This window comes from Streptomyces capillispiralis, from assembly GCF_007829875.1.
GTDB lineage: Bacteria > Actinomycetota > Actinomycetes > Streptomycetales > Streptomycetaceae > Streptomyces > Streptomyces capillispiralis.
Window position 1 is genome coordinate 1,642,385 of sequence record NZ_VIWV01000001.1, and the last position, 18,353, is coordinate 1,660,737.

Annotated in this window: 18 protein-coding genes; 10 read left to right on the top strand and 8 right to left on the bottom strand. The window is 74.2% G+C overall.

All coding sequences use genetic code 11. From position 1 onward, the window contains the following. Positions 1 to 231 precede the first annotated feature (231 nt). Positions 232 to 1,233, top strand: coding sequence for an NAD-dependent epimerase/dehydratase family protein (locus FHX78_RS06645; protein ID WP_145866542.1), 1,002 nt, complete (start codon positions 232 to 234; stop codon positions 1,231 to 1,233). A gap of 12 nt (positions 1,234 to 1,245) precedes the next feature. On the opposite strand, the gene FHX78_RS06650 is transcribed toward FHX78_RS06645, so the two are convergent. Both FHX78_RS06650 and FHX78_RS06655 read right to left on the bottom strand, forming a co-directional pair. Next, positions 1,246 to 2,358 (bottom strand): sensor histidine kinase, encoded by a 1,113-nt coding sequence (locus FHX78_RS06650; protein WP_145866543.1) that lies wholly within the window; start codon positions 2,356 to 2,358, stop codon positions 1,246 to 1,248. A gap of 3 nt (positions 2,359 to 2,361) precedes the next feature. Continuing rightward, positions 2,362 to 3,087: a response regulator transcription factor gene (locus tag FHX78_RS06655; RefSeq protein ID WP_145866544.1), complete on the bottom strand. Its 726-nt coding sequence runs from the start codon at positions 3,085 to 3,087 to the stop codon at positions 2,362 to 2,364. Positions 3,088 to 3,190: 103 nt separating this feature from the next. Between FHX78_RS06655 and FHX78_RS06660 the strand changes: the two genes are divergently transcribed. From FHX78_RS06660 to FHX78_RS06670, 3 genes are read left to right on the top strand one after another with little or no spacing between them, the layout of a single operon-like run. Continuing rightward, positions 3,191 to 3,913: a glycosyltransferase family 2 protein gene (locus FHX78_RS06660; RefSeq protein WP_145866545.1), complete on the top strand. Its 723-nt coding sequence runs from the start codon at positions 3,191 to 3,193 to the stop codon at positions 3,911 to 3,913. Then, the gene (locus tag FHX78_RS06665) at positions 3,910 to 4,548 is read left to right on the top strand and encodes a TIGR04282 family arsenosugar biosynthesis glycosyltransferase (protein ID WP_145866546.1); all 639 of its coding nucleotides are present in this window, start codon (positions 3,910 to 3,912) and stop codon (positions 4,546 to 4,548) included. The genes FHX78_RS06660 and FHX78_RS06665 overlap by 4 nt, the downstream gene beginning before the upstream one ends. After that, positions 4,545 to 5,333, top strand: coding sequence for a methyltransferase domain-containing protein (locus FHX78_RS06670; RefSeq protein WP_167531703.1), 789 nt, complete (start codon positions 4,545 to 4,547; stop codon positions 5,331 to 5,333). Before FHX78_RS06665 ends, FHX78_RS06670 begins: the two co-directional genes overlap by 4 nt. A gap of 173 nt (positions 5,334 to 5,506) precedes the next feature. Here FHX78_RS06670 and FHX78_RS36710 read toward each other — a convergent pair whose 3' ends face one another. Next, entirely contained in the window at positions 5,507 to 5,947 is a 441-nt protein-coding gene (locus FHX78_RS36710; protein WP_189908598.1) for a hypothetical protein, read from the bottom strand. Positions 5,948 to 6,018: 71 nt separating this feature from the next. Further along, entirely contained in the window at positions 6,019 to 7,296 is a 1,278-nt protein-coding gene (locus FHX78_RS06685) for a molybdopterin-dependent oxidoreductase (RefSeq protein ID WP_145866547.1), read from the bottom strand. Between the two features lie 112 nt (positions 7,297 to 7,408). Here FHX78_RS06685 and FHX78_RS06690 point away from each other — a divergent pair, with 112 nt between their 5' ends. Next, positions 7,409 to 8,761, top strand: a complete 1,353-nt coding sequence (locus FHX78_RS06690; RefSeq protein WP_145866548.1) for a hypothetical protein — start codon at positions 7,409 to 7,411, stop codon at positions 8,759 to 8,761. Positions 8,762 to 8,776: 15 nt separating this feature from the next. Here FHX78_RS06690 and msrB read toward each other — a convergent pair whose 3' ends face one another. The 4 genes from msrB to FHX78_RS06710 form a co-directional block, all read right to left on the bottom strand. Continuing rightward, positions 8,777 to 9,184: a peptide-methionine (R)-S-oxide reductase MsrB gene (msrB, locus tag FHX78_RS06695; RefSeq protein ID WP_145866549.1), complete on the bottom strand. Its 408-nt coding sequence runs from the start codon at positions 9,182 to 9,184 to the stop codon at positions 8,777 to 8,779. A 14-nt stretch (positions 9,185 to 9,198) separates the two neighbouring features. Further along, positions 9,199 to 10,587: a UDP-N-acetylmuramate--L-alanine ligase gene (gene murC, locus FHX78_RS06700; RefSeq protein WP_145866550.1), complete on the bottom strand. Its 1,389-nt coding sequence runs from the start codon at positions 10,585 to 10,587 to the stop codon at positions 9,199 to 9,201. 80 nt (positions 10,588 to 10,667) lie between these two features. Next, positions 10,668 to 11,141 carry an indole-3-glycerol phosphate synthase gene (locus FHX78_RS06705; protein ID WP_189908590.1) on the bottom strand — a complete coding sequence of 158 codons (474 nt, stop codon included), beginning with the start codon at positions 11,139 to 11,141 and terminating at the stop codon, positions 10,668 to 10,670. A gap of 237 nt (positions 11,142 to 11,378) precedes the next feature. Next, positions 11,379 to 12,173 (bottom strand): pyrimidine reductase family protein, encoded by a 795-nt coding sequence (locus FHX78_RS06710; protein ID WP_145866551.1) that lies wholly within the window; start codon positions 12,171 to 12,173, stop codon positions 11,379 to 11,381. Between the two features lie 37 nt (positions 12,174 to 12,210). Between FHX78_RS06710 and zapE the strand changes: the two genes are divergently transcribed. The 5 genes from zapE to FHX78_RS06735 all read left to right on the top strand — a co-directional run bounded on the left by zapE (position 12,211) and on the right by FHX78_RS06735 (position 18,323). After that, a complete protein-coding gene (gene zapE, locus FHX78_RS06715; RefSeq protein ID WP_145866552.1) occupies positions 12,211 to 13,311 on the top strand; it encodes a cell division protein ZapE in 1,101 nt (366 codons plus the stop codon). A 393-nt stretch (positions 13,312 to 13,704) separates the two neighbouring features. After that, positions 13,705 to 14,286 carry a carbonic anhydrase gene (locus FHX78_RS06720; protein WP_145866553.1) on the top strand — a complete coding sequence of 194 codons (582 nt, stop codon included), beginning with the start codon at positions 13,705 to 13,707 and terminating at the stop codon, positions 14,284 to 14,286. Positions 14,287 to 14,294: 8 nt separating this feature from the next. After that, positions 14,295 to 15,794, top strand: coding sequence for a SulP family inorganic anion transporter (locus FHX78_RS06725; protein WP_229923946.1), 1,500 nt, complete (start codon positions 14,295 to 14,297; stop codon positions 15,792 to 15,794). A 220-nt stretch (positions 15,795 to 16,014) separates the two neighbouring features. Next, positions 16,015 to 16,839 carry a slipin family protein gene (locus FHX78_RS06730; protein ID WP_145866555.1) on the top strand — a complete coding sequence of 275 codons (825 nt, stop codon included), beginning with the start codon at positions 16,015 to 16,017 and terminating at the stop codon, positions 16,837 to 16,839. An 89-nt stretch (positions 16,840 to 16,928) separates the two neighbouring features. Continuing rightward, a complete protein-coding gene (locus FHX78_RS06735; RefSeq protein ID WP_145866556.1) occupies positions 16,929 to 18,323 on the top strand; it encodes an alkaline phosphatase PhoX in 1,395 nt (464 codons plus the stop codon). Positions 18,324 to 18,353 lie beyond the last annotated feature (30 nt).

Below are 18,353 nucleotides of genomic sequence, written 5' to 3' on the forward strand. Positions count from 1 at the left end.
GGCCGCTCACGGCTGCCGACGGGGAGCGGCCCCGGGCGGGGATCGGGGACCTTGCCGGGGGTCTCCTCGCGTCCGCGAGTTCACGGCTCCCGACGGCGGGCGGCCGAGCGAGCCGGTCGGCCGACGGTCCCGCCGGTCACGTGCCCGGCGGGGCGGGGCCATGTCTTACGGACCGGTGACGTGCCGGGCGCGGTCCCGTCGGCCGGTGGCGGGCGTGCCTAGCGTGGACGCATGCGCGTACTGGTCACCGGCGGTGCCGGGTTCATCGGGTCCCATGTCGTCGAGGCGCTGCGGGCGCGCGGGCACGAGCCCGTGGTCTTCGACGTCCGCGCCGATCCGACGGCGGACGTCCGCTCCCCCGGCGCCGTGCGCGAGGCGCTGTCCGGCGTGGACGCCGTCTGCCACCAGGCGGCGATGGTCGGCCTCGGCACCGGGTTCGCCGACGCCCCGGAGTACGTCTCCCACAACGACCTGGGTACGGCGGTACTGCTGGCCGCGATGGCGGAGGCGGGGGTGGAACGGCTGGTGCTGGCCGGTTCCATGGTGGTGTACGGCGAGGGCCGCTACGCCTGCCCGCGGCACGGGGTGGTGCGGCCGGGGCCCCGGGCCGTCACCGACCTGGCGGCCGGGCGGTTCGAACCCGCCTGCCCGGTGTGCGGTGCGGACCTGGAACCGGGCCTCGTCGGCGAGGACGCCCCGGCCGATCCGCGCAACGTGTACGCCACGACCAAGCTGGCCCAGGAGCACCTGGCCGCCGCCTGGGCCCGGTCGACGGGCGGCTCGGCGGTGTCGCTGCGCTACCACAACGTCTACGGCCCCGGCATGCCCCGCGACACCCCGTACGCGGGCGTCGCCTCCTTCTTCCGCTCGGCGCTGGCCCGCGGTGAGGCCCCGCGCGTCTTCGAGGACGGCGGTCAGCGACGGGACTTCGTCCACGTACGGGATGTGGCGGGCGCGAATGTCGCCGCGCTGGAGGCGGAGCGGCACGCGGGTGCGCTGACCGCGTACAACACCGGCAGCGGCACGCCCCACACGGTCGGCGAGATGGCCCGCGCCCTCGCCCTCGCGTACGGCGGCCCGGACCCGGTGGTCACCGGCGAGTACCGCCTGGGCGACGTCCGCCACATCACCGCGGACTCCTCCCGGCTGCGGGCGGAGCTGGGCTGGGTGCCGGAGGTCGGCTTCGCGCAGGGCATGCGGGAGTTCGCGGCCGCGGGGCTGCGCGGGGACTGAGTCACCCCCGCGTCATCCCCGCGCGGCGGGAAGCGTCACCTCGAAGCGGCAGCCGCCCGTGACGTTGCGGACGCTGGCGCTGCCCCGGTGGGCCTCGACGATGCCGCGCACGATGGCGAGGCCGAGGCCCGCGCCGGCCGGCGGGGTGCGGGCGTGGCTGCCGCGCCAGCCGGTGTCGAAGACGCGGGGCAGGTCCTCGTCGGGGATGCCGCCGCAGCCGTCCGTCACGGACAGCACCACCCCCTCGGCCGAGCGTCGGGCGGTGACGGCGACCGTGCCGTCGGCCGGGGTCCGGCGGATCGCGTTGACCAGCAGGTTGCCGAGCACCCGGCTCATCTCCCGGCCGTCCACCTCCACCGGCACCGGCTCCACCCGGTCGCCGACGAGCCGTACGCCGTGTTCGCGGGCGAGCGGGTCCGCGCCGGCGAGGGCGTCGCCGATCAGGTCGTACAGGGAGATCCGGGAGAGCGAGAGGGTCAGCGCGCCCGCGTGGATGCGGGAGAGCTCGAAGAGGTCGCCGACCATGTCGTTGAGGCGTTCCACCTCGGTGCGGATCTGCCGGAGGTAGCGGTCGGGTTCGGCGGCGACACCGTCCTCCAGCGCCTCGGCCATCGCACGCAGTCCGGCGAGCGGGGTGCGCAGGTCGTGGGAGATCCAGGCGACGAGTTCCCGCCGGGAGGACTCCAGGGCCCGTTCGCGGTCCCGGGACTCGGCGAGCCTGACGCTGGTGGCCTCCAGTTCGCGGCTGAGCGCGGCGAGTTCGGCGGTGGACGGGCCGTCGGGCGCGGCGAAGGCCCCGCCGTCGCCGAAGGAGCGGGCGGCGAGCGCCAGGTCCCGGCTGCGGGCGACGACCCAGCGGCCCAGCAGCAGCGCGGTGACCGTGGAGACCACGGCGGCCATGGCGACGACCGTCGTCACCACGGTCAGGTCGTGTGCCGAGAGGAACATGGCCTGGGCGACGGCCAGGGTGCCCGCGAGCATCGCCGTCACCGCGACCCCGGAGACGACCGCGAGGTGCGCGGTCAGCGACCGGCGCCGGATGAGCAGCAGGACGCAGGCGCCGAGCAGGCCCGCCGCGGCGGCGCCGAGGAACGCGAACAGCGCGATGAGGAGCGCGTCACGCACGGCTCACGCCTCCCCGGCCCCGGCGAAGGGGTCGAAGCGGTAACCGACGCCCCACACGGTCTGGATGAGCCGGGGCCGGCCCGGATCGTCCTCGACCTTGCCGCGCAGCCGCCGCACATGGACGGTCACGGTCGACAGGTCGCCGAAGTCCCAGCCCCACACCTCCCGCATCAGTTCCTCCCGCGCACAGGCCCGCCCGGGGTTGCGCAGGAAGAAGGCGAGGAGGTCGAACTCACGGATGGTCAGGGCGAGTTCGACCCCGTTCTTGGTGGCGCGGCGGGCGGCGTGGTCGATGGAGAGACCGGCCGCCCGCAGAGCACCGGACGCGGCCGGGGCGGGACGGGCGCGGCGCAGTACGGACTCGACACGCAGGACGAGTTCGCGCGGGCTGAACGGCTTGGTGACGTAGTCGTCGGCGCCGATCTCCAGGCCGAGGATGCGGTCGTCCTCGTCGCCCCGCGCGGTGAGCATGATGACCGGGACCGGCCCGTGGCCGCGCATCCGGCGGCACACCTCCAGGCCGTCCATGCCGGGCAGCATGAGGTCGAGCACGACGAGGTCCGGCCAGTTGGCCGCCGCGCGGGCGAGCGCGTCGGGGCCGTCACCGGCCCGGTCGACGACGTACCCGGCGCGGTCGAGGTAGCCCGTGACGATCTCGGCGACGGTGGGGTCGTCGTCGACGACGAGGACCCGGGCTCCCGCCTCGGCGTGCGGTGGTCGTTGCTCCATGCGGCCAGCCTCGCACCACGCGCGCGCGAGCGGTGCGGCCGGGCGCCGACGTCCGTGTTTCGTAAGAAGCCGATGTCCGGTATGACCGTTTCTCGTTCGTAGGGTGAGAGCCGTGACCACCTCCTCCCCCGCCCCGGAAGCGGGCCCGGCGTCCGTGGACGTCGTCCTGCCCTGTCTCGACGAGGCCGCGGCGCTGCCGTGGGTGCTGGAACGCGTACCGCCCGGCTGGCGCGCCCTCGTCGTGGACAACGGCTCCACGGACGGCTCCGACCGCATCGCCCGCGAACTCGGCGCGACCGTCGTGCGGGAGGGGCGGCGCGGTTTCGGCGCCGCCTGCCATGCCGGGCTGACGGCCGCCACGGCCGACATCGTGTGCTTCTGCGACTGCGACGCCTCGCTGGACCCGGCGGATCTGGTGCCGTTCGTGCGCGAGGTCCGGGCCGGCGAGGCGGACCTGGTGCTGGGGCGGCGCCGGCCGCGGTCGCTCGGGGCCTGGCCGGTCCACGCCCGTGCCGGCAACCTGGCCCTGTCCCGGCTGCTGCGCCGCCGTACCGGACTGCGGCTGCACGATCTCGGCCCGCTGCGGGCCGCCCGGCGCGCGGAGCTGCTCGCCCTGGACCTGACCGACCGGCGCAGCGGCTATCCGCTCCAGATGGTGGTGCGCGCCGCCGACGCCGGCTGGCGGATCGCCGAGCACGACGTCCCCTACGCGCCGCGCACCGGCGCCTCCAAGGTGACCGGCACCTGGCGCGGCACCTTCCGGGCGGTACGGGACATGAGCCGGGTGCTCCGGGAGGCGCCCGCGCGTGAGGGGGCGGCGTCATGACGCCGGGGACGACACCGGAAACGACGCCCGTGACGCTGCTCGTCATCGCCAAGGAGCCCCGCCCGGGCCGGGTGAAGACCCGGCTGACCCCGCCGTTCACTCCCGAGGAGGCGGCGGCGCTCGCCGAGGCCGCGCTCGCCGACACCCTGGACGCGGTGGCGCGCACGCCCGCGCGGCGCCGGGTGCTGGTGCTGGACGGGGCGCCGGGACCCTGGCTGCCGGACGGCGTCGAGGTCGTGCCGCAAAGCGCGGGCGGGCTCGACGAGCGGCTGGCCGCGGCATTCGCCGGGTGCGACGGACCCGCCCTCCTCATCGGCATGGACACGCCCCAGGTGACGCCCGACCTGCTCACCGTGGACTTCGCGGACTGCGACGCGTACTTCGGCCCCGCCGAGGACGGCGGTTTCTGGGCGCTGGGGCTGGCCGACCCCGACCCGGGGCTGCTGCGCGGGGTTCCCATGTCGACCCCGGACACGGGGGCCGCGCAACGGCGGCGGCTCGCCCGTCTGCGGGTGCGCGACCTGCCGGTGCTGCGGGACGTGGACACGGCGCACGACGCGGCGGCGGTCGCCGGTGCGGCGCCCGGCGGACGGTTCGCCGCGCTGCTGGCCCGGCTGACGGCGGCGCGCCGGTGAGCGGGGCACGGGCGGCGAACCGTTCACCCGGCACCGCACGCATCGGGCGGCAGCGCACCACGGAACGGGTCGTTCCGTCCGCCGAGCACGCCTGGTCCGCCGATCCCTACGCCGACGCCCTGCACACCGGCCGGGGCCCGCTCTTCCTGCGCCGGGCCGACGGATGGCTGCTGCCGCTGGACGTGGAACGCTGGTGCGCGGAGGCCGACGCGGCGGACCTGGAGGTGCTGCGGCGCTGCGAGGGCACGGTGCTGGACGTGGGCTGCGGTCCGGGGCGGCTGGTGGCGGCCCTGGGCGTCCAGGGCCGCCGCGCGCTCGGCATCGACGTCAGCGCGGCCGCGGTGGCGCACACGGTCCGGCGGGGCGGGCAGGCGCTGCTCCGCTCCGTCTTCGACCCGCTGCCCGGCACCGGCCGCTGGGGCACGGCCCTGCTCCTCGACGGCAACATCGGCATCGGCGGCGACCCGGGCGCCCTGCTGGAGCGGCTGGCCCGGCTCCTCGCACCGGGCGGCCTGACGATCATCGAGACGGTGCCGTACCCGGACGTCGACGAACGCGCCCTGGTCCACGTCACCGACGCCCACGGCGCCCCCGGCACCCCCTTCCCCTGGGCCCGCCTCGGCACCCCGGCGCTGCTGGGGTACGCGCGGGGCGCGGGCTGGCGGGCCGAGGCCGAGTGGTCGGCCGGTGAACGCTCCTTCGTGGCGCTGCGCGGCCCCGGCGCGACCGGGGCACGCCCCCGGCCCGGAGGGACGAAGGCCCACGGCGCCCACCGGGCCGGGTGAACCGGGCCGGAAGCGCGTACGGGACAGCGAAGCGGGCGCCCCCTTGCGTGCGGGCGCGCGATCTGCGGGCGCCGGGCGCCGCGGTGGCCCGTGCCCCGCGCCGCTCCCCGCACACGCCGGTGCGCCGGCCCCTCGTCCACGGGACCGGCGCACCGTCGAGCGGCCGTCGACCGTCATGAGTCAGCGGGCGGTCGCCTCCTCCGGCGCACCGCGAACACCACCGCCGAACCGCCGAACAGGACGGCCGTGACGAGCAGCCAGCGGAACAGGAAGCCGTCCGCCGACAGGCCCGCGACGCCGGCGTAGCGCTCGGACACCCTGCCGGTGATCAGCGGGAACCAGACGAGCAGCAGCAGCCCGGACAGCGCGGCCGGCACCCGCAGGTGATGCACCCACACCCTGCGCCGGCTGCCCACGCCCTTCACGAGCGCACGGTCGGCCGCCGCGTACAGCGGCAGCAGCACCAGGTCGTGGAGCACCGCCGCGCCCACGAACCACAGCGCGACCATGAACCAGTCGCCGTCGAGGAGCCGCACCCCCGCGTACGCGCAGAGGGCGAAGGAGCAGAGAAGGACGAGCAGGTGGAACGGGCTGCCGAGCACAGGGCGGAGCATTCTGTACGGCACGGAGCGTCGCACGGGAACGGGTCTCCTCTCAGGTCGCACGCATCGCCTCACAGGCCGCCTCACAGGTCACCGAAGGTCAGCCGGGCGACCCACTTGGTGTTGAGCACGCCGGGAGCGGCGGGGACGATGATCCGGGCCGGATGGCCGTGATCGGGGGTCAGCTCCTCACCGTTGACGAACAGGGCGAGCAGGGAGCGCGGGTCGGCCACCTGGTTGGCGCGCAGCGCGGCGCGCCGGAAGGCACCGCGGCGTTGCAGCGACTCCACGAACACGTCGACCGGGTCGTCGTGGCCGACGAGCGCCGCGAGGTCCCGCAGCCGTACGCCGCGCCACCACTGGTCGGAGGTGGACCAGCCCTCCACGCAGGCGATGGGCAGCGCCGCGCTGTGCAGCGGCATGCCGAGCAGGTCGGCCCGGCCGAGCCGGACGGTGCCCGAGCGGCCGGTGACGGCCAGCCGCCACGCCTCCTCGCTCGTCTCGGCGGCGCGGATCCCGGCGTAGGCGGCCGTCTTGTTGATCTGGAAGGCGCCGGGTCCTGAGCCGGGTTCGGGGCCGCCGTGCGGGGTGAGGACGGCGGTCTCGCGCAGCGGCCCGTCGAAGGAGCGCCCGGCGGAGGTGGCGAGGAGCAGCAGTGAGCCGCCGCCGACCAGCCCGAGCGCCCCGCGCCGCGAGACGGTCGGCCGGTCGGGACGCGCGGCCACCAGCTCGTCGGTCGCGTCGTCACTCGCCTCCCCCTCCGCATCCCCCTCGCGCATTGTCCGCAGAGTGCGCAGCGCCACCGGCGCCTTCAGCACCACGTGGGCGACGAACGCGCCGAAGAACACCCAGGCGCCGTAGAGGTGCAGCGGGTAGAAGGAGCCGGGGAAGACGTAGTCGAGCTGGACGTTGAGGATGCCCGTGGTGAACTCGAACAGCGCGCCGCCGACGAGGAGCAGCAGCGAGATCCGCTCCAGGGCGTGGGTGAGCGAGCGGGCCGGCGGCAGGGTGAACAGCTTGGGCACCACCGACCACAGCTTGGCCAGCAGCACAGGGACCAGCGCGAGCCCGAGCGTGACGTGGACGCCCTGCGTGAGCCGGTACAGCCACGGCGGGTCGGTGGGCCAGGGGAAGAGGTAGAAGCCGAGGATCCCCTTGTCGGGGGTCTTGTCGTTCACCGGCGCCAGGTCCGGGTTGTACGCGGCGTACGACAGCAGTCCCGTCACGAACAGGATCGGTACGCCCGCGAGGAGGACCACCCCGAGCACCGAGGTGAACCGGGGGCCGCGCAGCGGGCTGCGCCAGAAGTCCCGCGAGAACGGGCCACGCCCGGGGCGGGTGGGGAGCAATGACCGTGCCATGTGCCGACCGTAGGTCCGCACCGCCCGGGAGAGGGTCCGTAAGCGATGACGAAACGCTGACATCCGCCCTCGCCGGCCGTTCGCCACGGCTCCCCCGGCCTAGCGTGACGGCGTGAACCGCGATCTTCCCCGCCCCGCCCCGAGCGGTCTCGCCCGTGATCTCCGCGTGGTCGCGGCGGCCGCGCTGCTCGTCCTGGCGGCCGTCCTGATCGGCGCCCGGATCCAGGACCGCCACGGCACGCTCCGGGTCAACCGGCCGCCGCTGCTGGCCGACTGGGCGCCGCACGCCGGCCCGGGCACTCCGGCCGCGCTGCTCGTCGCCGCCGCCGTGGTGGCGTACGGCCCCGCCCTGGCCGCCCGGCTGCGCTGGCGGCCCCTGCTGCTCACGGTGTGGGGCGCCTCCCTGGCCTGGACCTGGTCGCTCGCCCTTGTCGACGGCTGGTCCCGGGGCGTCGCCGAGCAGCTGACCAGCACACACGAGTATCTGAGGGCCGTGGACCGCTTCCGGGACATCCCCGCCGCCCTGCGGGACTTCACCGGGCACATCCTGCTCGACACCCCCGACAACTGGCCCGCCCATGTCGCCGGGCACCCTCCGGGCGCCACCCTCACCTTCGTCGTCCTCGACCGGATCGGACTAGGCGGCGGGGGATGGGCCGGTGCCTTCGTCATCACCGTCGGCACCACCGCGGCGGTCGCGATCCTGATCGCCGTACGCCGGCTCGCCGACGAGTCGCTCGCCCGCCGCGCCGCGCCCTTCCTGGTCCTGGCCCCGGCGGCGGTGTGGGTGGGGACCTCGGCCGACGGCTTCTTCACGGCGGTCACGGCCTGGGCCGTCGCGCTGCTCGCCCTCGCCGTGACGGGGCACCGGCCGGCCCGGACCGGCTTCGGCTCGGGGCTGCTGTTCGGGCTCACCCTGTATCTGTCGTACGGGCTCGCGCTGTTCGCGGTGATCGGCGCGGCGGTCCTGCTGCTGGGCACGCGGCGGCTGCGGCCACTGCCGTACGTGCTCGCCGGGCTCCTGGTCGTGCCGGTGGTGTTCACCGCGCTGGGGTTCGACTGGTGGGAGGCGTACCGGCTGCTGGTCACCCGCTACTACCAGGGGGCGGGCGGGGTACGGCCGTACGGGTACTGGGTCTGGGCGAATCTCGCGTGCGCGGTGCTGATCACCGGCCCGGCGACGTTGGCCGGGCTGCGCAGGGGCGGCGGCCTGCTGCTCCGGGACCGCGCCCGGCCCACCCGCACCGCCGCTGGCCGTCTCGGCCTGCTGCTCGTGGCCGCGCTCCTCGCGCTGCTGATCGCCGATCTGTCCGGGATGAGCAAGGCGGAGACGGAACGCATCTGGCTGCCCTTCGCGTTCTGGCTGCTGCCCGCCGCTGCCTTCCTGCCCGGCCCGCGCGCCTGGCTCGCCGGGCAGGCCGTCCTCGCCCTGCTCCTCAACCACCTGCTGCTCACCGGCTGGTGAGCAGCAGGTACGGCATCAGCCCTCGGCGGGCCGGAGGCGCAGCGAGATGCTGTTGATGCAGTACCGCTGGTCGGTGGGCGTCGGGTAGCCCTCGCCCTCGAAGACGTGCCCCAGATGGGAGCCGCAGCGGGCGCAGCGGACCTCGGTGCGCACCATGCCGTGCGAGCGGTCCTCCACCAGCTCCACGGCGTCGGTGTCCTTGGGGTCGTAGAAGGACGGCCAGCCGCAGTGCGACTCGAACTTGGTGCCCGAGGTGAACAGCTCGGCGCCGCAGGCGCGGCAGGAGTAGACGCCCTCGGTCCTGGTGTCGGTGTACTCACCGGTGAAGGCGGGTTCCGTCGCCGCCTGGCGCAGAACGGCGTACTCCGACGACGACAGTTCCGCGCGCCACTGCTCGTCCGGCTTCTCCACGTCGTACGGCATGAGCTTCCAGCCCCTTACTTCGACAGACGGTCCAGGATGTGCGGGCCGAGGTCGGTGACGTCGCCCGCTCCCATGGTCAGAACGAGATCACCGGGCTTCGCCATTCCCGCGATCACCGCGGGGGCGTCGGCCTTGTCGTGGACGGCCGTGACGTCGGCGCCGGCCGCGCGGGCCGCGTCGATGATCAGCTCGCTGGTGACGCCGGGGACCGGGTCCTCGCGGGCCGGGTAGATGTCCAGCACCACGGAGGCGTCGGCCAGGGCCAGCGCCTGCCCCATCTCGGTGCCCAGCTCCCGGGTGCGGGAGAACAGGTGGGGCTGGAAGAGCACGAGGATGCGGCCGTCGCCGGCGGCGGCGCGCATCGCCTCCAGGTCGGCGGTCATCTCGGTCGGGTGGTGCGCGTAGGAGTCGATGACCTGTACGCCGGCCTCCTCGCCCTTGAGCTGGAGGCGCCGCTTGACCCCGGTGTACGCGGCCAGCGCCGGGGCCAGCTCGGCGGCCGGGACGCCGAGCGCCGCGCCCGCGGCGAGCGCGGCCACCGCGTTGAGCGCGTAGTGCTTGCCGGGGACGGACACGGTGAAGGTGAGCCGGTCGCCGTCCAGCTCGACGGTCACCTCGCTCCTCAGGCCCTGCGGGACGACCGACAGCACCCGCACGTCGGCGTCCGCCGCCTCGCCGTACGTCACCGTCCGCACCGAGCCGTCCAGCCGCCGGGTCAGCTCCCGGGCGCCCTCGTGGTCGGCGGAGATCACCAGCGTGCCGCCGGGCACGATCCGGCCGACGAACGTCCCGAAGGACTCGTGGATCTCCTCCATGGACGCGTAGTTGGCGTGGTGGTCCAGCTCCACGTTGAGGATGATCGCGACCTCGGGCGCGTACTTGTGGAAGCTGCGGTCGGACTCGTCGGCCTCGGCTACGAAGATCTCGCCCGCGCCGTGCAGCGCGTTGGAGCCGGGGGCGTCCAGGTCGCCGCCGATCGCGTACGACGGCTCGCGGCCCAGCTCGGTCAGGGAGACGGCCAGCATGGAGGTGGTGGTGGTCTTGCCGTGGGTGCCGGCCACCGCGATCGGGCGCAGGCCGTCCATCAGGGCGGCGAGGGCGTCGGAGCGGTGCACCACCGGGATGCCCAGCTCGGCCGCCCGCACCAGCTCGGGGTTGTCCTCGCGGATGGCGGAGGAGACGACCACGCAGCTGGCGTCGTCGGCGAGGTGCCCGGCGGCGTGGCCGATGTGCACGGTGGCGCCGAGCGCGCGCAGGGCGTCGGCGGTCGCGGAGTCCTTGGCGTCGCTGCCGGCCACCTTCGCGCCGCGCTGGGCGAGGATCTTGGCGATGCCCGACATCCCGGCGCCGCCGATGCCGATGAAGTGCGGTCGGTCCATGGCGGTAGGAAGGCCGGGTGCCATGCGTGTTCTCCCAGTGGTGCGACGAGCGGGACGGCGGTCTTCGCGCCCCCTCCGGCGGGGCGGGAGAGCGCCGCCCCAGCCTATGCCTTGCTGTGGGAGAAGAGTTTCAGCACCGGCACCCCCACCTTGTGCCGGGCCCGGGAGGCCCAGTCCCGGTGAAAGAACTCCTCCACGTAGTGCGGATCGGTCAGGACGATCACCTCGTCCGCCCCGACCTCCTCCACCATGGCCTTCAGCGCGTCCAGGGGGTGGTCCCCGATGAGACGGCCCTCGGCCTCGTCGCCGGTCGCTCTGAGGGCCTGCAGGGACACCTCCAGGGCCCGCTCCCCCACGCTCTTGGCCTCCTCCCCCTCGGGGGTCCCGCCCTCGCGGACGGCCTCGTCGAGCTCGCCGAGCGCGACGTCGTCGATGGCCCTCAGCAGCCGGTCGGCCTGTTCGCCGCGCGGCTGGAGCAGCACGTGGAAGGAGACCGGCTCGTCGCCGTGCAGCGTGGTGACGAACTCCACGTCGGCGGACGTCAGGGCCTTCTCGATCATCAGTACGCTTGTGAACACCAGGCGCCCCTTTTCCTCGGAGGGCCCGCGGGCCCTCTGCTCCGTGGGCCGAGCCAGGCCCCGCGGAAACCATCCTGCCCCGTGTTCGCACGGGTACCGCCGGATTCAGTCTCGCCCGTCACCGGGCCCGGGGGGCGGATGGGTTCCGCCGATCGCCGGACCCGCGGTCACCGCGGTCACCGCGGACACACGCCCGGACGTCCCTGCTCATGACCGGACATTCCCGAGCAAGTCCCTTCAGGTCCGCTGATACCGCGTGAACAGGAAACCGTCTTCCTCCAACATCGACTTCAGCGCGAAACGACGCGGAAGTGTCACCGAGGGTCCACCCGCGATGCGCTGCGCGTCACCGGCGGTGAGCATCGGGGCGACGGTGAGGCAGAGCTCGTCCAGCACCCCGGCCGCCACCACCTGGCCCAGCAGGCGCGGGCCCCCCTCGGTCAGCAGCCGGGTGTGGCCGAGGCCGGCGAGCTCGCGCACCGCCCGCGCGGGGTCCACCCCGGCGCCCTCCCCGGCGGGCACCACCCGCACGCCCGCCCGCTCGGCGGCCGCGACCCGCTCCGGGGCGGCCCCGGCGCCGGTCAGGAGCAGCGTGGGCACCAGGGGCGAGGTGAACAGCGGCAGGGAGAAGTCGAGGTCGAGGCCGGCCGTCACCACCGCGACCGCGGGCGCCGGTCCCTGCCCGGCCGCCGCGCGCGCCGCCGCGAACTCGGTCCGCGCGCGTGCCGGGCGGTAGCCCTCCTGCCGTACCGTCTCCGCGCCGACGACGACCACGTCCGCGAGGGCCCGCAGCACACCGAAGATCCGCATGTCGGCCGCGCAGGAGATGGGCTGGGAGCGGCCCTCGTGCTGGGCGGCCCCGTCGAGGGTGGACACCATGTTGGCCCGCAGCCACGGCTCGCGGCCGCCGGGCCCCGGCTCGGGGTAGGCGTACGCGGCGGCCAGCTCGGCGAGACTCCACTCGCCGCCGTCCTCCCCGCCGGGAGCTGCTGTTTCGTCGGTCACGTGGGGCACGGGGAACAGGCGTCGCATGCCGGGCAGTCTTCCACGCGACGTAGCATGGGGGACCGTGTCGTCCTCCTCCGCCGCCTCCCGTCCCGGTCCCCCGGCCGACGTGGCCCCGCTGTCCCTGTGCGCCCGCGAGCCGCACGTCCCCGCGGACCGGCTCGTCGCCGAGATGGTGCCGCCGCCGCGGTTCGACTCGGTCCGCTTCAGCACGTACATACCGGACCCCGGTCAGCCGAGCCAGACCGAGGCCGTGCGGGTCCTGGAGGGCTTCGCGGCGGGCCTCGACGGGGCGGCGGCCGGCTCCGGCCGGCGCGGGCTGTTCGGCTTCGGCAGGGCGCCGAAGAAGGCACCGGCCGGTCCGCGCGGCGTCTACCTCGACGGCGGCTACGGCGTCGGCAAGACCCATCTGCTGGCCTCCCTGTGGCACGCCACCCCGGCCGAGCCCGCGCTCAAGGCGTTCGGCACCTTCGTGGAGCTGACCAACCTGGTCGGCGCCCTCGGCTTCCAGCAGACGGTGAGGACCCTCTCCGGGCACCGGCTGCTGTGCATCGACGAGTTCGAACTGGACGACCCGGGTGACACCGTGCTCGTCTCCACCCTGCTCGGCAAGCTGGTCGAGGCGGGCGTCGCGCTCGCCGCCACCTCGAACACACTGCCGGGCAAGCTCGGCGAGGGGCGGTTCGCGGCGGCGGACTTCCTGCGGGAGATCCAGGGCCTGTCGGCCCACTTCCGCGCCCTGCGCATCGACGGCGAGGACTACCGCCACCGGGGGCTGCCCGAGGCGCCGCCGCCCCACTCCGACGAGCTGGTGACCAGGACCGCGCACACCGTCGAGGGCGCCTCGCTGGACGCCTTCCCCGACCTGCTGGACCACCTCGCGAAGGTGCACCCCAGCCGCTACGGCGCGCTCACCGACGGGCTGCGCGCGGTGTGCCTCACCGGTGTGCGGCCGGTGCCGGACCAGTCGACCGCGCTCCGGCTGGTCGTGCTCGCGGACCGGCTCTACGACCGCGAGGTGCCCGTGCTCGCCTCGGGCCTGCCCTTCGACCGGCTGTTCAGCGAGGAGATGCTGACGGGCGGCTACCGCAAGAAGTACTTCCGGGCGATCTCGCGCCTCACCGCGCTGGCCCGGGACGCGGGACGGCTCGCCGAAGCCGTGTGACCCGGGTGGCCGTTACCCGATCCAACGCCCGTTGATCAAGGGCGGATTCACGCCAACACACCTCATCTTTTCAGGCTCTCTTCGCCTCGAAACACCGAGTTAACCCTGCAAAGGACTTTGCAGGGTTAACGTGTTTCTTGACCAACCATTGACCAATGGTTGGTGTGCGGAAGAGGTGTGAACCGCCTTGAGGGGGACGCATGTTCCAAGGTCCGGCGACTGTGGCCACACCCTCGGCCCTTGCCGTCGCTTTACCTTCGCTTCACTTCCCCGCGCCCCCCGCAGTCTTCGCATCCGCGCATACGGCCCGTAAAGCATGGGCCAAGGGTCAGTGATACCCGCCCTGTCATGCCCGTCCGACGCGCCCCCACGCGCGCCAGGAGGAAACACCACATGCAGCCCCTCATCGACAACGCCCGCACGTTCGGACAGCGCCCTGAGGAGTTCGCCCGCCTCGCCGAGGGACAATCCCCCGACGTCCTGTTCATCACCTGCTCCGACTCGCGGGTCGTACCGGCCCTGATCACGGGCGCCCGGCCCGGCGAGCTCTTCGAACTGCGCACCGCGGGCAACATCGTCCCGCCGTACGCCTCCGGGCGTCCCACCGCCGAAGCGGCCACCGTCGAGTACGCCGTGGAGGTGCTCGGCGTGTCCGACATCGTGGTCTGCGGCCACTCCCACTGCGGCGCCATCGGCGCGCTGGTCCGCGGCGACGACCTCGACGCCGTACCGGCCGTGCGCGACTGGCTGGCGCACGCCGCGGACGAGCCCGCGTCCGCCGACGCGGCCGACCCGGCCTGCGCGGAGGCGGTGCAGCACCACGTGCTGGCCCAGCTGCTCCGGCTGCGCTCGTACCCCTGTGTCGAGCAACGGCTGGCCGCGGGCCGGCTCCGGCTGCACGGCTGGTACTACGAGGTGCACACCGGAGCCGTGCGCGAACACCGCGCCGGCACCGACGCGTTCGAGGCGCTGTGAGCCCGGCCGTGACCAAGTTCCCCCACCTGCGGCAGGACTTCGCCGCCTCGCTCGTCGTGTTCCTCGTCGCGCTCCCGCTCTGCGTGGGCGTCGCCGTCGCCTCCGGTGTCCCGGCCGAACTCGGCCTGGTCACGGGCATCGTGGGCGGTCTGGTCACCGGAATGCTGCCGGGCAGCAGCCTCCAGGTGTCCGGGCCGGCCGCCGGACTGACCGTCCTGGTCTTCGAGGCGGTCGACACCTACGGACTGCCCGCCCTCGGCGTGATCGTGCTGGCCACCGGACTGCTCCAGCTGGCCATGGGCGCCCTGCGGCTCGGACGCTGGTTCCGCGCGATATCCCTGTCGGTCGTCGAGGGCATGCTGGCCGGTATCGGTCTGGTGCTCATCGCCGGCCAGCTGTACGCGGCGGCCGGACTGGAGGCCCCCAGTTCCGGTCTCGACAAGATCCTGGGGCTGCCCAGGGCCGCGGCCGACGCGCTCGGCAGCACCGAGGCGCTCGCCTCGCTCGCGGTCGGCGCGGGCACCGTCGTGGTGATGGTGCTGTGGCGCCGGATGCCCGGGCCGGCCGGGGCCGTGCCGGGCGCGCTCGCGGCGGTCCTGCTGGCGACGGCCGTCACCCTCGCGTTCGGCGTGCCCGTCGCGACGGTCGAGGTGCAGGGCCTGTTCGACGCCATCCAGCCGCCCGGCGGGGACGCCTTCGGCGAGCTGGCGGGCCTCGGCATCCTCGGCACGATCGTCGCCTTCACCCTGATCGCCTCCGCCGAGAGCCTGTTCAGCGCCGCCGCGGTGGACCGCCTGCACGACGGTCCGCGCACCGAGTACAACAAGGAGCTCATGGCGCAGGGCGCGGGCAACACGGTCTGCGGGGTCCTCGGCGCGCTGCCGATGACCGCGGTCATCGTGCGCAGCTCGGCCAACGTCCAGGCGGGCGCCAGGACCAAGGCGTCCCGGGTGATGCACGGTGTGTGGCTGCTGCTCTTCGCCGCGCTGCTGCCGGCCGCGCTGGCACTGATCCCGCTGCCCGCGCTGGCCGGCATCCTGGTCCACGCGGGCTGGAAGCTGATCCCGTTCCGGGGCCTCGTCTCGCTGTGGCGGGGACACCGGGGCGAGGCGCTGATCCTGGTGGTCACCGCCGTGTCGATCGTCGCGGTGAACATGTTCGAGGGCGTGCTGATCGGTCTGGCCCTGTCGGTGGTGAAGACCGCCTGGGAGGCCTCGCAGGCCAAGCTGGAGGTCATAGACAAGGGCGCGGGCCCCATCCAGGTGTACCTGTCGGGCAACGCGACGTTCCTGCGGCTGCCGAAGATCCTCGACACGCTGGAGGCGCTGCCCCAGGACCGTCCCCTCGTCCTCGACCTCTCCGGTCTGCACCACCTGGACCACGCCTGCCACACGGCCCTGCGCAACTGGGCCGAACGGCACAGCGCGCCGGGCACGGAACCGGTGCGCTTCACCGAGCGCACGGGGGCGACGGCCCGGGAGGAGGACTCCCCGGTCGCCACGGGCTGACCCCGCCCCGGTCCCCGGCCGCCCCGGCCGCACGTACGCCGTGCGGCCGGGGCGGCCCCGCGTACGGCGTACGGCGCACGCCCCGCAGGGCACAGGGCCTGGCGTCCCCGCCCCCGTCCCCGTCCCCGTCCCCGGCGCATGGCACCGCGCCGGACCGGGGGCCTATCGTGGCAGAAGCGGACGAAAGCGTACGCAGCGGACCTCTGGACGGGAGGCCGTCATGCTCGAGGAGCTGCTCACCGCGGCCGTGTCGGTCGGCGCCGCGGGCACCGTGTATCTCGTCGCGGCGGCGCGGGTCGTCAAGCAGTACGAACGCGGGGTGGTCTTCCGGCTGGGCCGGCTGCACGGCGACGCGCGCCCGCCCGGGTTCACCCTCGTCGTGCCCGGTGTGGACCGGCTGCACAAGGTCAACCTGCAGATCGTCACCATGCCGGTGCCGGCCCAGGAGGGCATCACCCGGGACAACGTGACCGTGCGGGTCGACGCGGTGGTGTACTTCAAGGTCGTCGACGCTGCGGCGGCGATCGTCAACGTCGAGAGCTACCGGTTCGCGGTCTCGCAGATGGCGCAGACCTCGCTGCGGTCGATCATCGGCAAGAGCGACCTCGACGACCTGCTCTCCAACCGCGAGAAGCTGAACCAGGGCCTGGAGCTGATGATCGACAGCCCCGCGATCGGCTGGGGCGTGCAGATCGACCGGGTCGAGATCAAGGACGTCTCCCTGCCCGACACGATGAAGCGGTCCATGGCCCGCCAGGCCGAGGCCGACCGCGAGCGCCGGGCCCGCGTCATCAACGCCGACGCCGAGCTCCAGGCGTCGAGGAAGCTGGCCGAGGCCGCCCAGCAGATGGCCGAGACCCCCTCCGCGCTCCAACTGCGCCTGCTCCAGACCATCGTCGCGGTCGCCGCCGAGAAGAACTCCACCCTCGTCCTGCCCTTCCCGGTGGAGCTGCTGCGCTTCCTCGAACGGGCCGCCCAGCAGACGCCCCACGAGCACGAGGTGGAAGCCCGCGGGGAGGCCGGGGGCCGCACCCCCGGCCCGTGACACGAGCTACGCGCGTGGTTCCCGGGATCCGCCCCAGGTGATAGACACGGCTGGTCACAGTTCCTGTCCGCCAGCAGGAAGGTTTCCCCATGTCAGAAACCGAGTCCGTCACCGGCTCTCCCACGACACGGCGTCACCTGCTCGCCCGGTCCGGTGCCGTGGGCATCGGCATCGCCTTCTCCGGCGCCCTCTCCGAACTCTTCACCGGCACCGCCGCCGCCCGGGACCTCGGCCACACCGGCTACGGCCCGCTGGTCCCCGACCCCGACGGGCTGCTCGACCTGCCCGAGGGGTTCCGCTACCGGGTGCTCTCCCGCGAGGGCGACCCCCTGCGCTCGGGCGAGGGCCCGGTCCCCTCCCACCACGACGGCATGGCCGCCTTCGCGGGCAGAGCGGGCCGCGTCCACCTGGTCCGCAACCACGAGAACCGCGCCACCGGCCGGGTCCCGGTCCCGGTGATCGACGGCCTGACCTACGACCCGGCGGGCAAGGGCGGCTGCACCGCGCTGACCCTGGACCCCCGCGGCCGGGTGCTGTCGGAACGGGTGGCCGTCGCCGGTACGGCGGTGAACTGCGCGGGCGGTCCGACCCCCTGGAACACCTGGCTGACCTGCGAGGAGACCGAGGACAAGGCGGGCACCAACGGCTACACCAAGGACCACGGCTTCGTCTTCGAGGTCGACGGCGCCGACCCGCGCCGCACGGGTGCCGTACCGCTGACCGCGATGGGCCGCTTCCAGCACGAGGCGGTCGCCGTCGACCCGCAGCGGGGTGTCGTCTACGAGACCGAGGACGCCTTCGAACGGCCCTTCGGCCTGTTCTACCGCTTCCTGCCCGAGAAGCCGCTGGGCGGCACCGGTTCGCTGCGCGCGGGCGGCCGGCTCCAGGCGATGCGGGTGCCCGGGGTGCCCGACCTGTCGTCGATCCAGGAGACGGGCGCCCGCTTCGACGGCGTCGAGTGGGTGGACGTACCGGACCCGCAGGCCGTCACCACCCCGATCCGGCACCAGGACTTCGGCCCGAGGGGCATCACCCACGCCCAGAAGCTGGAGGGCTGCTACTGGGGCGGCCGCTCGGTGTACTTCGTGTCGTCGTTCGCGCGCAGCGCGGAGGGCTCGGCGGGCGACCACTACGGGCAGATCTGGCGCTACGACCCGGACCGCCGCCGCCTCACCCTGGTGATCGTCTTCGGCCCGGACACCGACGTCCAGCTGCCCGGCGAGTCACCGGACAACATCTGCCTCGCGCCCGGCGGCGGCCTGATGGTCTGCGAGGACGGCGGCGGCGCCCAGCACGTCTACGGCGTCACCCGGCGCGGCGAGGTCTACGCACTGGCCCGCAACCGCCAGAACACCGGGACCCCCGAGGAACCGGAGTACGGCGAGTTCGCCGGCGTCACCTTCTCCCCGGACGGGCACACGATGTACGTCAACTGCTACGCGCCCGGCACGACCTTCGCCGTGACGGGGCCCTGGCGCGGGTAGCCGCCCGGCGGCCGGGGCGTGGGGCGAGCC

What these genes read in the sequence shown, in the direction of transcription:
- FHX78_RS06655 (WP_145866544.1), bottom strand. Translation starts at nt 3,087, where the DNA reads ATGGAGCAACGACCACCGCACGCCGAGGCGGGAGCCCGGGTCCTCGTC.
- FHX78_RS36710 (WP_189908598.1), bottom strand. Translation starts at nt 5,947, where the DNA reads ATGCTCCGCCCTGTGCTCGGCAGCCCGTTCCACCTGCTCGTCCTTCTC.
- FHX78_RS06720 (WP_145866553.1), top strand. Translation starts at nt 13,705, where the DNA reads ATGCAGCCCCTCATCGACAACGCCCGCACGTTCGGACAGCGCCCTGAG.
- FHX78_RS06730 (WP_145866555.1), top strand. Translation starts at nt 16,015, where the DNA reads ATGCTCGAGGAGCTGCTCACCGCGGCCGTGTCGGTCGGCGCCGCGGGC.
- FHX78_RS06735 (WP_145866556.1), top strand. Translation starts at nt 16,929, where the DNA reads ATGTCAGAAACCGAGTCCGTCACCGGCTCTCCCACGACACGGCGTCAC.
- msrB (WP_145866549.1), bottom strand. Translation starts at nt 9,184, where the DNA reads ATGCCGTACGACGTGGAGAAGCCGGACGAGCAGTGGCGCGCGGAACTG.
- FHX78_RS06685 (WP_145866547.1), bottom strand. Translation starts at nt 7,296, where the DNA reads ATGGCACGGTCATTGCTCCCCACCCGCCCCGGGCGTGGCCCGTTCTCG.
- FHX78_RS06665 (WP_145866546.1), top strand. Translation starts at nt 3,910, where the DNA reads ATGACGCCGGGGACGACACCGGAAACGACGCCCGTGACGCTGCTCGTC.
- FHX78_RS06710 (WP_145866551.1), bottom strand. Translation starts at nt 12,173, where the DNA reads ATGCGACGCCTGTTCCCCGTGCCCCACGTGACCGACGAAACAGCAGCT.
- FHX78_RS06645 (WP_145866542.1), top strand. Translation starts at nt 232, where the DNA reads ATGCGCGTACTGGTCACCGGCGGTGCCGGGTTCATCGGGTCCCATGTC.
- murC (WP_145866550.1), bottom strand. Translation starts at nt 10,587, where the DNA reads ATGGCACCCGGCCTTCCTACCGCCATGGACCGACCGCACTTCATCGGC.